The following is a 12,119-nucleotide window of genomic DNA, read 5'->3' as shown; positions in this document are numbered from 1 at the left end:
TTGATTATGAAGCAGTGGTATACAGCCAAAGAGTTAACAGAGATAAATTTATCTGTATTACCAGGTTCTATTGCAGGGCTCATAAAGCTGGCTAAACGTGAAAAATGGGAAGCGCAGCAACGCATGGGCAAGGGCGGTGGTTATGAATACCACATCAGCAACCTACCGGCCGTTGCTCGCAAAGCACTTGAGGTGCAACAGATAGAAGCACTCATGCCGCGTTTACATGAATCAAGAGCGGTATTAAACAAGCCAGTATCCGTGCATCACGTGGATTTAAATGAGCGCCAGCGGAGTACAGCCGATGCACGTGCAACCGTTATAACCGCCATTAACGCAATGTACGATCAAGGTATCAGTAAAGAATCCGCAATCGCGGCTTTATTGGCACAAGCAAAAACAGGCCAGCTTGAACAAATAAACCCTGTTTTAGATAAAGCTTTGCAGCTAGCCAAAGACCCACGCGGTAATTCCGACAGCATTTACCCCAGTGATCGCAGCATAAAACGCTGGTTTGCAAAAGATACAACACAACTAGCACCTGCATCTAAACGAGAGATCAAAATACCCGAGTGGGCTAACAGCTTCTTAATGTGCTGGCAGCGTCCAGAAAAACCCAGCGTAGAACACGCTTACCGCCAATTCACTGAAGGGTACGAAGGTACACCACCAAGCATCTACGCAGTGCGTCGCTTTATCAAGAAAATGGGCAACGTATCCAAAGAGCGTGGCCGTATGGGTGCACGGGAGCTTAAAAACATACTGCCATTTATGCGCCGCGACTTTAGTCAGCTGTTACCTGCGGACATTTACAGCGCAGATGGACATACCCATGACGGCGAGGTACAGCACCCCTTTCATGGTCGCCCATTCCGCCCAGAGATCACCACTTTTATCGACATTGCCACACGCCGCGTTGTTGGCGTATCGGTTGATTTAGCAGAAAGCAGCATCGCCGTACTCGATGCACTTATCAGCTCATGCACACAAGCGGTCCCCGCGCTGATTTATGTCGACAACGGCGGCGGATATGCCAATGCACTACTTAAAGACAAAGCAACCGGCGTACTCGCCAGGCTAGGCAGCACAATGACGCATTCTCTGCCCTACAGCTCACAGGCGCGTGGCGTGATAGAACGTGTACATCAAACTTTATGGGTCGATGCAGCTAAAGGCCAAGCCGGCTTTATCGGTAAAGATATGGACCAAGAAGCCCGTCATGATCAGTTCAAACTCAGCCGCAAAGCGGTAAAGCAAGGCGGTGTTATGCACCTAATGGGCTGGGAATCTTTTATGCAAATGGTGAATGAACGTATCAACTGGTACAACAGCCGCCCACACAGCACATTACCTAAAATAACTGATTCGCTCGGCAAGCGTCGCCACCAATCCCCAGATGAAGTTTGGAACCACTTTAAAGACGAAGGCTGGTCTCCAATCACCCTAACCGGCGATGACGCTGCTCAGGTTTTCCGCCCACGCACCACTCGTACAGCAAACCGCGGCGAGATTAAATTTATGAGCAATATCTACTTCAGCCATGAATTAACAGAATGGCACGGCGAACAAGTACATATTGCCTACGATCTCAATGATCCCCAATACGTATGGGTTTACGAACCCGAAAGCGGAACCCTTATCTGCAAGGCTGAGTTGAATGGCAACCGCCAAGATTACATGCCTCGAAGCGTTGTTGAACAAGCGCGCGAAAACCGAGCAAAAGGAAGAAAACGCCGCCTAGAAGTAAAACTAGAAGAAGTCGAGGCAGAACTGAATGGTCGCCCAGCACTAGAACAAGACACACCGGCTTACATTCCAGGTATCGGTTCCATAACCCCTGAACTAATCAAAGGCAGAACCGCAGCAATAGAAGAAACCGTAGTAACAGAATCCACTGAACGCTCACTACAAGACATGACGCCAGCCGAACGTATCAGCCTATATCAAGCGTACTTGAATGGAAAAAGCGTACTAGACGTGCATGCCTTCTGGTTTAAAACCTACGGAAAAAGTAAAGAATTTAGCGCCTGGGCACGGCGTACAAGTGAAGAATTAAAGATAGGACCAGAGGCTCGAACCCTCTGATCCCAGTGCCATCAATCTTGCAAAATGGAGCAATAAAAGTATGACGACAATTAATACTCATATCAATGGCGGAATCGCAGAAATAACCAACCTTGGTTTATGCGACGTAGCCCTAGAACGTGCGATAGAGCGCTCAGCCAGCCTACCCGGCATGGTTTGCCTCTATGGCCCATCGGGCTACGGTAAATCAGTAGCAGCTACACACGTAGCGAATCGCCGCCGAGCTTACTACGTTCAAGCAAAAAGCGTGTGGACAAAAAAACACACGCTCGTAGCCATTCTTCACGAGATGGGAATGAAGCCAGCGCCAACAATTCCCGAAATGTTAGAGCAAGCGGCACAAGAACTCGCCATGAGCGGCCGCCCCCTCATTATTGATGAAATGGATCATATCGTAGAGAAAAACTCAGTCGAACTAATTCGCGACCTATACGAATCAAGCCAAGCCCCTATATTACTGATCGGTGAAGAGCAGCTCCCCAACAAGCTCAAAAAATGGGAACGGTTCCACGGTCGCGTTCTTGCGTGGGTGCCTGCTCAACCCGTTAGCTTAGACGATGCTAAAAAGCTAATCCCTCTCTATGCCAATCAAGTGCATATAGAAAACGACTTACTACAACATTTAGTAGAGATATCCGGAGGAAGCGTTCGTCGCGTCGCCGTAAATTTAGAACTTGTGCAAGAACAAGCGATGACCAACGGCTGGGAAGTAGTCGATCTTAAGACCTGGGGCAAAACAGAACTATATACAGGCGAAGCGCCTAAGCGCCGGATTTAAGGGGGGAGGCAGCATGAATACAGCAGCAAAAGAATCAGAATCCACCGCCGCAAATAGGAAACCTGCGCAGATGGAAATGATAGGAGGTAAATCAGCCCGCCAACGAATTTGGGAGGAGATCTGTAAGTTAAAAAATCAGGTTTTCTGGCTCAACGATGTAGCTTTTCACGCTAACGTCGAAGTAGAAACAGCTCGAACCTACATCAAAAGCTTAGTAGCGGGTGAATTTCTAACGCCCGCCCCAGCTGAAGGCAGAAGAAAATTCCGTTATTACCAGATTAAACACAACGGAATAGAAGCCCCGCGTTTAGACCGCAAAGGAAAACCGGTTACTCAGGGGTTAAGTAGTGAATGCATGTGGAGAACACTACGGATACTTAAAGGGGAACTAGATGTAGCTAAGTTAACGGCCCATATCTCTGCAAGCGGCATTGATATCAATACCCGCTATGCAAAAGCTTATATCACGGCATTAAAAAAAGCAGGTTACTTACAAATTACTCGTCCTGGTGGGCCGAATAGATTAGAACGATTTTTCCTCAAACCCGCGATGAATACAGGGCCTCGTGCCCCACAAGTTCAACGCGTAAAAACAGTCTACGACCCAAATCTAAACAAGGTTATGCACTGTGAAGACCCCGAGGAGCTGTCATGAACATTGATATTTCAGCATGGGGAGAAACGCCCCCAGAGTTTATCCGTGTATTAGCGTCCGTAGTGGCGGAATCAGGCAGTAAAAAAGCAGCTGGGGATCGCCTAGGCGTAGACCGCGCATCCGTCAGCACGCTACTGGCAAACAAATACCCAGCCAGCACCGTAGCAATGGAACAAAAAATAATGGCGTACACCGCCAAAAACACATGCCCAATTTTAGGCGAGATAGATAACAAATCATGCCAAAAAAACCGCGAAATGCCGTTTATAAGCAGCAACCCTCAGCGCGTAGCGCTGTACCGCGCCTGCCGAACCTGCAAGCACAACCCCGATAGAGGTGAAATATGAACACTCAAAACAACCATATTATGCAAAAGCTTGCAGACACTCAGGCTGCAGCCAGCGCATTAATAGCAGAAGGCTTAACCGTAACGCATATAGAAATTGAGGGTGCACACCCTCGCCTGCATCTATTACGTGGTCCACGTAAAACGGGAGCACTACCCGTTAGCTGGAAGGCGATCCGCCCAACAGCAAACGGTCGAGAAGTTGAAATGGCAGCCTGTGTAAATGGCTGTGAAGTTCGCTGGATGGAAAAGGATTAAAACCATGTCAAATAAAGGAATGCTCATTCTAACTCGCCGAATCGGCGAAACCTTAATGATAGGTGACGAAGTAACCGTCACCGTTCTCGGGGTCAAAGGCAACCAAGTCCGCCTTGGAATACATGCACCACTAAACGTCGCTGTCCACCGTGAAGAGATCTACCAGCGTATCCAGAAAGAGAAAAACGAGGATCATAAAAATGACTGAGTACTTAATTATTGATCTACCAAAAACACGTGAAATCGGCGCAGTTATGTTTTGGGGTATCGGATCAACCGTAACAACGGCTAACCCCAACGCAGCAATGGTTGTAAACAGTGGCCATTTAGAACGAAACCTAGACCGCTTTGATAACGGCGCAACCACTCAAGCCGTACTTAAAAGCGTAGTCGATGAGCATAACGGCCAACTTGAATATTTATTGCATTTACCACTACGGGAGAACGTAGCATGAGTACACAAACAGCACAGCCGATCGTACAGCCTCATATTCCTGAAGGCTTCATGCAAAATGCAGCGGGTCATTTAGTCCCTGCCGACCAAGTACGCGAGCAAGATTTATTGCGTGATGCGCTAGTTAATGAGCTCACACCAAAAGCGATCGCATTACATACCGCCCTAGCAGAATTCAAAACCGCTGCACTGCAAGACATTGATGATTTAGTCGCCATTGCAGGTGATCGATACGGCGTCAAACTTGGCGGAAAAAAAGGCAATGTCAGCCTTACTTCATACGACGGCCGCTACAAAATCCAGCGCGCATTTCGTGAGGTTGTTGCCTTCACAGAAGAGATAGAAGCCGCTAAAGAGCTAATTGATAGCTGCTTAAAGCGCTGGACCGAGGGTGCCAATCAAAACGTTAGCGCCATCGTTAGCCAGGCATTTAGAACTAACTCAAAGCAAGAGATCAAAACCGGCAAAGTACTGGAACTTATGCGCCTCAATATAGAGGACGAAGAGTGGCAGCTGGCCATGCAAGCATTAAAAGATGCCCTGCAAAACGTAGGCACCGCTGTCTATATCCGTGTGTATGAGCGTATAGGACAAACGGATCAATACAAGCCAATTCCTTTAGACCTAGCGAGTGTGTGAGGTAACTCATGATTGTAACCGGAAAGCACATAGCACCCCGCGTCGCCATGCAGGCGCGGCTTACCGCCCCACAAGCGGAAGACGCTATAGATGCGATAGGCACTGCAATTTTGCACCAGTTAAAAAACGGCCACCCCGTCGCTATTGAAGGGTTTGGCTTATTTGATATTGCCGAGCGAGAAGATGGCTCAAAAGGCGTCCGATTCCGCCAAGGAAAAAGCGTAAGGGAGACACTCAATGATTAGCCAAGAACAGTGGGAAAAAATAGAACAAGAGTTAAAAGGCTCATTTTGCTCAGTCAAGCTATCGCTAGATGGAAAGGAGATTCATCTATCAAAAGAGATCATTGCAGAGAACAAATTAGGAATCATCGTTTATATCGACGGTGTTTATAACTTAGCCTGGGGGCAAGTAGATTCTGAGAAGCATAATCCACTTGTGACTCAGGTGTGGAAGCAACGAAGCCGCTCTGTTTACCCTCCCAAAGAACAAAAGGAACTGATCAAGATATTTGGAAAGCGCAAAGCTAATAAACATTACGACTTCAGTAAGAAAATTGTTTGGTATGAGCCATTATTTGAAAAGTTTGGCCCATTAAAACGTCAATATAAAAAACTAGAGGCGTTAGAAGTACTGCAAATAGGCCATGTAATAACCAAATAGATAAGCAGCGGAGGCCATTATGGGCATTCAAGTGGACCGATCTGATGATGATATTTACGAACTAGCAAGCTGGGCTGAAGAGCGCGTCATGCACGGTAAAACTGATCACGATGAGGGTACCTATGAAGAAGGCGTAAGGGATGCTCTGCGCTGGCTCCTAGGGGAAACAGACATTCGGCCTGATGAATAGCGAAACGCCTCACAAAGGCGTCTATCTAGCGTAGCGGCTGGGTACTGATGAGCAGCTAACAACTAAAGGAAAATATGATGAACAAAGCAGAACTAATTAGCGCGATTGCACGTGTCAGCGATTGCACGAGATCCCAAGCAGACCGAATGCTCAATGCGCTAGGAGATATTACAACCTTCGAATTAAAAAAAGATGGTGAAGTGACATTGCCAGGGCTTGGGAAATTAACGGCAGGTATACGCACCGCCCGTACAGGTCGCAACCCGCAAACAGGCGCAGCGCTAGATATTCCAGCGGCAAAAGTGGCCAAATTTAAACCATCAAAAGTATTAAAAGACGCGCTGAACTAGAAGGAAAATCCGCCCCTAACGGGGCGGGATGCAGAGCGGCCATCCGTGGCCTAGATAAAGAACTAACGTTCTCTTTTACTCTGGTTACAGAATGTACAGAAGTCGAAAAAGAAGAGATATAAGAAAATTTCTTAAATTTGGAGCACAGCAGCATGTCACTGACTCAAATTGAAAAGAACATCATTAACGCACTCGGGCAACGCGGGGCGATGGGCGTTAGTACGCTAATCCCGTTGGTCGACGGGTTAACAAGTAAAGCGCAGTTAAAAAATGTACTTGAAGAACTACAAAGCCGGAAGCTTATTAAACAGCAACAGAACGGGCAATGGAGCATTACGCGTACAGAGTTTAAAGGCCTAACCGATGGTGGTTTTTTAAATGGTGCAAGCAAGCTACCACCAAGCCCTAGCAGTCAAGAATTACAGACACCATCACTTCAGCCAAAGAAACAACCTAAGGCTGAGCCTAAGCCGAAAGTAAAAACCTCGGCAGCACCAAAAGCACCCGCAGAAGAGGTTCTATTCAAGTTGATGCGTACGATCCCAGTGGATATAACGCTACAAATCAACAGTAGAGGTATCGCAGTAAACTGGAACGAACAACGCTACGAACCGAGTTTAGACGAGCTAGCTAACGTGCTCGATGCTATCGATACACTGCAACAGCATGCGGCGTAACCCAAAGGTAGAATCGGTTTTGACCGACTTGTTATTTGTCGAACTTATTAAACGGTGATAGGTATGTCAGCAATAATTTTAAACAACTCTCACGATGGCGTAGATGCAGAAATTATTTGTGATGAATCTGGTAATAACCTTGTATTTGATAGCGTCGAGAAAGCTGACGCGTGGCGCTGGGATAACGCCAGTGAGATCGGGGCTACATCTCGAATATTGGACTTAGATGACTAGCCAAATAAAGTAAAAATACGGGGCGCTTAGCGTCCCCGTGATTGCGGTGTTATCACCGCCATAATCAAAAGTGGCTCGCGGGCTACTTCTGATTGTGAACAAAACGAGAGAACATCATGCAACTAACTCGCTGTCCTGTTTGCCATAGCCGCATCAGCCTAGAACAACTGGTTCAGGACGAAGCAGGCAGAGACCTATTAACGCTCCTAACACGACTTGATAAAAGCACGGGGACCGTACTGGTGACATACATTGGCTTATTCCGATCGCAATCAAGAGACTTAGCAAATAATAGAGCGTTAAAACTCGCGCAAGACACGTTAGCCCTAGCGGCTGAGCCTCAGCTTCTAACGGCAATGGCTAACGTTGTTGAATCCATGCGAGCAAAGCAGCAACAAGGCAGCTTTAAACCTCTAAGTAACCATAACTACCTTAAGCGCGTACTAGAGACAACCGACGCGATCATGATAGAGCCTCTTCCGCAAGAAGTTACAGCAAGTAATAAACAAACAAAACGAGCAGCTATCAGTGCGGCAGTTATGGACATTGCTGACATTGATTGGACGCTCTCAGGTAACTAAATGAAAACGCAAAAAGATAACCGCAAATCAGCGCTGGCTCAGATCCATATTGCCAAAAAGCAGCTCAAGCTAGATGACGATATCTATCGCGACACGCTTCAGCAAATATCTGGCAAGCGAAGCTGCAGTGACATGCACATTAGCGAACTCTACAAAGTGCTCAACCACTTTGAAAAATGTGGATTCAAGCGTAAAGCACCAACAACCCGCCGTGCTAAAAAACAATACAGCCCAAAAGCTTCCGGCCAAATTATTGACGTAATGCGCGCAGTTTGGATCGAGATGTACCACCAAGGCATTATCGATGATGGCTCAGAAATGGCCCTTACCAAATGGGCCGAACGCCAAAGCAGCAAGCTGAACGGCGGCGTTGGCATTGCAGAGCTAGAATGGCTCGAACGCACCAAGCTCGCATCCCCAGTACTCGAAAGTCTAAAGCAGTGGCATAAGCGCGTGTGGGCAAAATGGTGGCGCGAAGACATACGCACGGTCAATCAACTCGTAACGTCAGAAAGCCTAAACCCCGCCGTAGCGATAAAACAGCTATTAGATAAACACCGCATCATGTACCACGGTAAATTCTACGAATACGGTGTAGAAAACGCCCCCACATACTGCAAAACGAGGAAGGAGCTTAAACATGATTGAAGAACAAAAAGATCTACTAGGCGAAAACTCCTACACCGACGATCTCGCCAGCCACATGAGCGAGATCCCTGCAGAAGTGCGTAAAAAATGGCCTAGGGATCTCACCGCCTTAATTGACATATTCTCAGCTGCACTAAACCGCATGGGATATGACGAAGAAGAGGCCCAAAAAATAAGCCTCACCCTACTGCATGAACAATCCATGTATTGCGGCGGCCGCTATTTCTACCTGCCTAAAAAAGATGCACTACAACGAGCCATTAGGAATATTGACCTGCATAAAGATTGGGCTGAAAAAGGTGTTCAACCTTCAGAACTTGCAACTAAGTACGACATAAGTGTGAAGCAAGTTTATTTAATTATTGAAGAGCAAAGGGCATACTGTAGAAAGAGGATTCAACCTGAGCTGTTCTAAAAAGGAATTTCCAATGTTAAGGGCTACGTTTACCACCCTATTTCTATTCTTATTTTCTACGACTCTCTTCGCAGCAAAACCACAACATAAATACACTGTTATTAATGGTAACTATTACGGTTATGAAATTAATAAAGATTCCATTCTATTAATTTCCTATTTAGGCCAGAAAGATGATATTTACCAGTTCGTATGGAGAAAATCTCAACAAGACATGAGTATCATTATCATAAAGCCACCATATGAATTCTACGCGCGGGCTGATTATTATGGGCATGAGTTTATAGGCCATGAAATAAAGAGACTTCATGAGCGTAATATTGTCTCTTGGGTCCTGCAGGATGCTAAACACGGCTATCTGCAACCAGCAATAGAAAGAACCAGTTCATCTGGTAAATACAACTGGATTAACGATAACTACCAAATAACTTTAGTAGATAAAACTGAATTCCAGCCAAGAATAAATCTTTCCAAAGAACAAGTTAAACGAGAGATATATGGTTGGAAAAACATAGCTTTTGCTGGATGGGAAAGTACCAAAAAGAATACATTCTACATGGCAATCAAAGACCTAAGTAAACAGCAACAGCTTGCCAACCAAGCCTGTAAACTGATCAATAAATCAGTGCCACATGATACTAAGATTACCCTTACGCTTACTGACGCTGAAGCGCCATTCAATGTTGATTCAGATGGTAGTGAAGCAATTATTAGTAATCACATGTGTACTAACGGACTGATTAGTTAATTAACTATTCAAGGGTATTATTAATGGAATGCATTGGTCCTTTCACATGCATATGGTTTTGGCTTGGTGAAAATGTTGCGGCAATCATTGCTGCTAGCGCTATGGGTGCTACATTATGGCAGGGATATATTGCAAGAAAGCACAATCGATTATCAGTTAAGCCTCACCTTGTTGTTCATTCAACTTTGAGTTTACAAAGTCCACAAATTGCCTTTGCTATAAGTAATGATGGATTAGGGCCAGCTATATTTCAATCGTATACCCTTTCTATTTACGACACCGAACTTACTCCCGATGATACGATTGAAGAAATTACAAGAATAATCCAAGGCTATGGGCATAGCTCAGCCACTTCTATTACTCTTAGAGGCTGGCATGCTGGAGAATCTTATAAACAAGGTGCTTATAAAGAGGCTTTTGAAGTGTATGGAGACTTTGGGACGGATAAAGCTCAGCTAGATGATGTCAGGAAGTTGCTGAAAAATATCACAATTAAGATCAATTACTCATCAATCTACGGAGAAGAATTCAAGCTAACTTTCCGCAACAACAAAACATCTAACCAAGGTTAAACCGCCCCTACCCTAATCCCCGATAAGCTGGAGTCCTAACGAAACTTAAGGACTCTAACCCTATCGGGGATTTTTATTATGTCTGAAAACCCAACCCCGGCGGCCTTTGTTCTAGGCCGTCGCTCTAAACAGCGGCTTGCAGATTGCCACCCCGATTTAGCAGCGGTGGTTGAGCGCGCGATCCAGTTATCCAAAGTAGATTTCACTGTGCTGGAAACCCTCCGTACAGATAAGCGCCAACGTCATTTAGTCCGCCAAGGAAAATCCCAAACCAAGAACTCTCGCCATTTAGCCCGAGTGCCAAAAAATGCACCAGAACTAGGGCCGATTTCTCATGCTTCTGATCTTGGCGCGTGGGTTGATAACACCATCAGTTGGGAATGGGAGTTCTACTTCCTAATTGCTAACGCGATAAAAGCCGCAGCTGAAGAACTAAAGGTGCGTATCAAATGGGGTGGCTGCTGGGATTATTTAGACAGCTACGATAGTGCCGAACAAGCTTTTCAAATGTATATAGACCGTAAAAAAGCAGCCGGTCAAAAACCATTCCCTGACGGCCCCCACTTCGAACTATGTTGGGAGGAATACCCCGTATGAGTGGTTGGAAGTTTTTATCAGGGCTTGTATCTCCTCTGACCAATCTGATTGATGAGCTGCATACATCAGAAGATGAGCGGCTACAGGTCAAAGCCAGTATTTTTGAGATGCAGACTCAGCTGGCCGACAAGGTCATGGAGTACGAAACCAAGTTAATGCAGGCACAAGCTCAGGTCATCACTGCCGAAGCTCAAGGTGCAAGCTGGTTACAACGTAACTGGCGACCTATCACCATGCTCACCTTCTTAATTCTAGTGGTAGCCGATGCCTTTGGTCTAACCGCTTTTCGCTTAGCCGATGAAGCATGGACACTGTTACAAATAGGTTTAGGTGGTTATGTGGTGGGGAGAAGCGCAGAAAAAATCGTTCCCAAAATAACAGACGTTATGAGGAAAGATTAAGTGACCGACATTCTCGATGAAGCTAAAAAGCTCGAAATACGCCATCGTCAGGCAGCGCTCGATAACGCCTTAAAACGCACCGAGCCTACACAGCAAACCCTTGATGGACGAGTAATTTGTATTAGCTGTGACACCCCCATATCACTGGATCGATTAGCGGCTAAGCCTGAAGCGGCACGCTGTATTCATTGCCAGCAAATCGAGGAACACAAACATGGACGTTAACTGGGATGCATTTAAATTCTGGCTGGATTTTATAGTTTGGGTTATTGCCATGTTTGTTGCTATCGCCGCATGGGTACGCTCCGGCAGCAACAAAAACAAAGAAACGATCGACCAAGCTCAAGGCGATATCCATCGATTAGATAAACGTATTCAAGCAGTCGAAACCTTAGCCAAAGCAGCCCCAACCCATGAGGATATCGCTCGACTAAGGGAGCAAACATCAGAACTCGACAGTAAGTTAGATGGAATGCAAAACACTCTCAATCTGATCCATCAGTATTTATTAAATAAAAAGGATTAACTCATGCCATTTGATAAATTCGAAGAAGAAGACCGCCGGTTGGTTATCCTTCGCCACTTGGCAGAAGATCAAGACTACACAATCAATAGCTCGATTCTACAAAAAGCACTAGAGGTCTGGGGTCATAAAGTCAGCCGCGACCGTCTGCACGCAGATATCGCGTGGCTTAAAGAGCAAGGCCTTGTCACCTATGACGTAGTGTCCAGTGTCTATGTAGCAAAAATCACCCAGCGTGGTTTAGACGTATCCGAAGGCAGCGCATCCGTGCCAGGTATTAAACGTCCAGGACCGGGGGCGTAGCC

24 protein-coding genes and 1 other RNA gene are annotated in these 12,119 nt (G+C 46.1%); all 25 read left to right on the top strand.

The genetic code is table 11. The features are described from left to right. Positions 1 to 6 precede the first annotated feature (6 nt). A complete protein-coding gene (locus ACOQOE_RS06235; protein WP_420555216.1) occupies positions 7 to 2,085 on the top strand; it encodes a Mu transposase C-terminal domain-containing protein in 2,079 nt (692 codons plus the stop codon). 40 nt (positions 2,086 to 2,125) lie between these two features. After that, positions 2,126 to 2,863, top strand: coding sequence for an AAA family ATPase (locus ACOQOE_RS06230; RefSeq protein WP_420555215.1), 738 nt, complete (start codon positions 2,126 to 2,128; stop codon positions 2,861 to 2,863). Between the two features lie 13 nt (positions 2,864 to 2,876). Next, the gene (locus ACOQOE_RS06225) at positions 2,877 to 3,518 is read left to right on the top strand and encodes a hypothetical protein (protein WP_420555214.1); all 642 of its coding nucleotides are present in this window, start codon (positions 2,877 to 2,879) and stop codon (positions 3,516 to 3,518) included. Continuing rightward, the gene (locus tag ACOQOE_RS06220) at positions 3,515 to 3,865 is read left to right on the top strand and encodes a hypothetical protein (protein WP_420555213.1); all 351 of its coding nucleotides are present in this window, start codon (positions 3,515 to 3,517) and stop codon (positions 3,863 to 3,865) included. Before ACOQOE_RS06225 ends, ACOQOE_RS06220 begins: the two co-directional genes overlap by 4 nt. Further along, positions 3,862 to 4,122 (top strand): hypothetical protein, encoded by a 261-nt coding sequence (locus ACOQOE_RS06215; RefSeq protein ID WP_420555212.1) that lies wholly within the window; start codon positions 3,862 to 3,864, stop codon positions 4,120 to 4,122. The genes ACOQOE_RS06220 and ACOQOE_RS06215 overlap by 4 nt, the downstream gene beginning before the upstream one ends. A 19-nt stretch (positions 4,123 to 4,141) precedes the next feature. After that, a complete protein-coding gene (gene csrA, locus ACOQOE_RS06210; RefSeq protein ID WP_420555464.1) occupies positions 4,142 to 4,330 on the top strand; it encodes a carbon storage regulator CsrA in 189 nt (62 codons plus the stop codon). Continuing rightward, positions 4,323 to 4,577 carry a hypothetical protein gene (locus ACOQOE_RS06205; RefSeq protein WP_420555211.1) on the top strand — a complete coding sequence of 85 codons (255 nt, stop codon included), beginning with the start codon at positions 4,323 to 4,325 and terminating at the stop codon, positions 4,575 to 4,577. Before csrA ends, ACOQOE_RS06205 begins: the two co-directional genes overlap by 8 nt. Beyond that, entirely contained in the window at positions 4,574 to 5,215 is a 642-nt protein-coding gene (locus tag ACOQOE_RS06200) for a DUF3164 family protein (RefSeq protein WP_420555210.1), read from the top strand. The genes ACOQOE_RS06205 and ACOQOE_RS06200 overlap by 4 nt, the downstream gene beginning before the upstream one ends. 8 nt (positions 5,216 to 5,223) lie before the next feature. Continuing rightward, positions 5,224 to 5,460, top strand: a complete 237-nt coding sequence (locus ACOQOE_RS06195; protein ID WP_420555209.1) for an HU family DNA-binding protein — start codon at positions 5,224 to 5,226, stop codon at positions 5,458 to 5,460. Next, entirely contained in the window at positions 5,453 to 5,878 is a 426-nt protein-coding gene (locus ACOQOE_RS06190) for a hypothetical protein (protein WP_420555208.1), read from the top strand. Before ACOQOE_RS06195 ends, ACOQOE_RS06190 begins: the two co-directional genes overlap by 8 nt. A gap of 19 nt (positions 5,879 to 5,897) precedes the next feature. Further along, positions 5,898 to 6,068, top strand: coding sequence for a hypothetical protein (locus ACOQOE_RS06185; protein ID WP_420555207.1), 171 nt, complete (start codon positions 5,898 to 5,900; stop codon positions 6,066 to 6,068). Beyond that, an RNA gene (locus ACOQOE_RS06180) (hammerhead ribozyme type II) lies at positions 6,066 to 6,129 on the top strand. Before ACOQOE_RS06185 ends, ACOQOE_RS06180 begins: the two co-directional genes overlap by 3 nt. 16 nt (positions 6,130 to 6,145) lie before the next feature. Beyond that, positions 6,146 to 6,418, top strand: a complete 273-nt coding sequence (locus tag ACOQOE_RS06175) for an HU family DNA-binding protein (protein ID WP_420555206.1) — start codon at positions 6,146 to 6,148, stop codon at positions 6,416 to 6,418. Positions 6,419 to 6,570: 152 nt separating this feature from the next. Next, positions 6,571 to 7,095, top strand: coding sequence for a hypothetical protein (locus ACOQOE_RS06170; protein WP_420555205.1), 525 nt, complete (start codon positions 6,571 to 6,573; stop codon positions 7,093 to 7,095). Between the two features lie 63 nt (positions 7,096 to 7,158). Then, positions 7,159 to 7,329: a hypothetical protein gene (locus ACOQOE_RS06165; protein WP_420555204.1), complete on the top strand. Its 171-nt coding sequence runs from the start codon at positions 7,159 to 7,161 to the stop codon at positions 7,327 to 7,329. A gap of 116 nt (positions 7,330 to 7,445) precedes the next feature. Then, entirely contained in the window at positions 7,446 to 7,910 is a 465-nt protein-coding gene (locus ACOQOE_RS06160; RefSeq protein WP_420555203.1) for a hypothetical protein, read from the top strand. Beyond that, positions 7,911 to 8,558 carry a gp16 family protein gene (locus ACOQOE_RS06155; protein WP_420555202.1) on the top strand — a complete coding sequence of 216 codons (648 nt, stop codon included), beginning with the start codon at positions 7,911 to 7,913 and terminating at the stop codon, positions 8,556 to 8,558. It begins immediately after the preceding gene. Beyond that, positions 8,551 to 8,973: a Mor transcription activator family protein gene (locus ACOQOE_RS06150; protein WP_420555201.1), complete on the top strand. Its 423-nt coding sequence runs from the start codon at positions 8,551 to 8,553 to the stop codon at positions 8,971 to 8,973. Before ACOQOE_RS06155 ends, ACOQOE_RS06150 begins: the two co-directional genes overlap by 8 nt. Positions 8,974 to 8,986: 13 nt before the next feature. Continuing rightward, on the top strand, positions 8,987 to 9,721 hold the full coding sequence (locus ACOQOE_RS06145; protein ID WP_420555200.1) for a hypothetical protein: 735 nt from the start codon (positions 8,987 to 8,989) through the stop codon (positions 9,719 to 9,721). Between the two features lie 23 nt (positions 9,722 to 9,744). Beyond that, positions 9,745 to 10,293 carry a hypothetical protein gene (locus tag ACOQOE_RS06140; RefSeq protein ID WP_420555199.1) on the top strand — a complete coding sequence of 183 codons (549 nt, stop codon included), beginning with the start codon at positions 9,745 to 9,747 and terminating at the stop codon, positions 10,291 to 10,293. Positions 10,294 to 10,371: 78 nt separating this feature from the next. Beyond that, entirely contained in the window at positions 10,372 to 10,890 is a 519-nt protein-coding gene (locus ACOQOE_RS06135) for a M15 family peptidase (protein WP_420555198.1), read from the top strand. Then, on the top strand, positions 10,887 to 11,291 hold the full coding sequence (locus ACOQOE_RS06130) for a 3TM-type holin (RefSeq protein ID WP_420555197.1): 405 nt from the start codon (positions 10,887 to 10,889) through the stop codon (positions 11,289 to 11,291). Before ACOQOE_RS06135 ends, ACOQOE_RS06130 begins: the two co-directional genes overlap by 4 nt. Further along, positions 11,292 to 11,516, top strand: coding sequence for a TraR/DksA family transcriptional regulator (locus tag ACOQOE_RS06125; RefSeq protein WP_420555196.1), 225 nt, complete (start codon positions 11,292 to 11,294; stop codon positions 11,514 to 11,516). After that, the gene (locus tag ACOQOE_RS06120) at positions 11,506 to 11,817 is read left to right on the top strand and encodes a hypothetical protein (protein ID WP_420555195.1); all 312 of its coding nucleotides are present in this window, start codon (positions 11,506 to 11,508) and stop codon (positions 11,815 to 11,817) included. Before ACOQOE_RS06125 ends, ACOQOE_RS06120 begins: the two co-directional genes overlap by 11 nt. A 3-nt stretch (positions 11,818 to 11,820) precedes the next feature. Then, positions 11,821 to 12,117 (top strand): ArsR family transcriptional regulator, encoded by a 297-nt coding sequence (locus ACOQOE_RS06115; RefSeq protein WP_420555194.1) that lies wholly within the window; start codon positions 11,821 to 11,823, stop codon positions 12,115 to 12,117. The last annotated feature ends 2 nt before the right edge of the window (positions 12,118 to 12,119 follow it).

This window comes from Neptuniibacter marinus (genome assembly GCF_965223595.1).
Lineage (GTDB): Bacteria > Pseudomonadota > Gammaproteobacteria > Pseudomonadales > Balneatricaceae > Neptuniibacter > Neptuniibacter marinus.
The sequence above is the reverse complement of the archived record's forward strand: the minus strand, read 5'-3'. Positions and strand labels throughout refer to the sequence as shown.

What these genes read in the sequence shown, in the direction of transcription:
- ACOQOE_RS06235 (WP_420555216.1), top strand. Translation starts at nt 7, where the DNA reads ATGAAGCAGTGGTATACAGCCAAAGAGTTAACAGAGATAAATTTATCT.
- ACOQOE_RS06220 (WP_420555213.1), top strand. Translation starts at nt 3,515, where the DNA reads ATGAACATTGATATTTCAGCATGGGGAGAAACGCCCCCAGAGTTTATC.
- ACOQOE_RS06170 (WP_420555205.1), top strand. Translation starts at nt 6,571, where the DNA reads ATGTCACTGACTCAAATTGAAAAGAACATCATTAACGCACTCGGGCAA.
- ACOQOE_RS06195 (WP_420555209.1), top strand. Translation starts at nt 5,224, where the DNA reads ATGATTGTAACCGGAAAGCACATAGCACCCCGCGTCGCCATGCAGGCG.
- ACOQOE_RS06120 (WP_420555195.1), top strand. Translation starts at nt 11,506, where the DNA reads ATGGACGTTAACTGGGATGCATTTAAATTCTGGCTGGATTTTATAGTT.
- ACOQOE_RS06160 (WP_420555203.1), top strand. Translation starts at nt 7,446, where the DNA reads ATGCAACTAACTCGCTGTCCTGTTTGCCATAGCCGCATCAGCCTAGAA.
- ACOQOE_RS06190 (WP_420555208.1), top strand. Translation starts at nt 5,453, where the DNA reads ATGATTAGCCAAGAACAGTGGGAAAAAATAGAACAAGAGTTAAAAGGC.
- ACOQOE_RS06155 (WP_420555202.1), top strand. Translation starts at nt 7,911, where the DNA reads ATGAAAACGCAAAAAGATAACCGCAAATCAGCGCTGGCTCAGATCCAT.
- ACOQOE_RS06165 (WP_420555204.1), top strand. Translation starts at nt 7,159, where the DNA reads ATGTCAGCAATAATTTTAAACAACTCTCACGATGGCGTAGATGCAGAA.
- ACOQOE_RS06145 (WP_420555200.1), top strand. Translation starts at nt 8,987, where the DNA reads ATGTTAAGGGCTACGTTTACCACCCTATTTCTATTCTTATTTTCTACG.
- ACOQOE_RS06140 (WP_420555199.1), top strand. Translation starts at nt 9,745, where the DNA reads ATGGAATGCATTGGTCCTTTCACATGCATATGGTTTTGGCTTGGTGAA.
- ACOQOE_RS06185 (WP_420555207.1), top strand. Translation starts at nt 5,898, where the DNA reads ATGGGCATTCAAGTGGACCGATCTGATGATGATATTTACGAACTAGCA.
- ACOQOE_RS06135 (WP_420555198.1), top strand. Translation starts at nt 10,372, where the DNA reads ATGTCTGAAAACCCAACCCCGGCGGCCTTTGTTCTAGGCCGTCGCTCT.
- ACOQOE_RS06115 (WP_420555194.1), top strand. Translation starts at nt 11,821, where the DNA reads ATGCCATTTGATAAATTCGAAGAAGAAGACCGCCGGTTGGTTATCCTT.
- ACOQOE_RS06215 (WP_420555212.1), top strand. Translation starts at nt 3,862, where the DNA reads ATGAACACTCAAAACAACCATATTATGCAAAAGCTTGCAGACACTCAG.
- csrA (WP_420555464.1), top strand. Translation starts at nt 4,142, where the DNA reads ATGCTCATTCTAACTCGCCGAATCGGCGAAACCTTAATGATAGGTGAC.
- ACOQOE_RS06225 (WP_420555214.1), top strand. Translation starts at nt 2,877, where the DNA reads ATGAATACAGCAGCAAAAGAATCAGAATCCACCGCCGCAAATAGGAAA.
- ACOQOE_RS06175 (WP_420555206.1), top strand. Translation starts at nt 6,146, where the DNA reads ATGAACAAAGCAGAACTAATTAGCGCGATTGCACGTGTCAGCGATTGC.
- ACOQOE_RS06230 (WP_420555215.1), top strand. Translation starts at nt 2,126, where the DNA reads ATGACGACAATTAATACTCATATCAATGGCGGAATCGCAGAAATAACC.
- ACOQOE_RS06200 (WP_420555210.1), top strand. Translation starts at nt 4,574, where the DNA reads ATGAGTACACAAACAGCACAGCCGATCGTACAGCCTCATATTCCTGAA.
- ACOQOE_RS06205 (WP_420555211.1), top strand. Translation starts at nt 4,323, where the DNA reads ATGACTGAGTACTTAATTATTGATCTACCAAAAACACGTGAAATCGGC.
- ACOQOE_RS06150 (WP_420555201.1), top strand. Translation starts at nt 8,551, where the DNA reads ATGATTGAAGAACAAAAAGATCTACTAGGCGAAAACTCCTACACCGAC.
- ACOQOE_RS06130 (WP_420555197.1), top strand. Translation starts at nt 10,887, where the DNA reads ATGAGTGGTTGGAAGTTTTTATCAGGGCTTGTATCTCCTCTGACCAAT.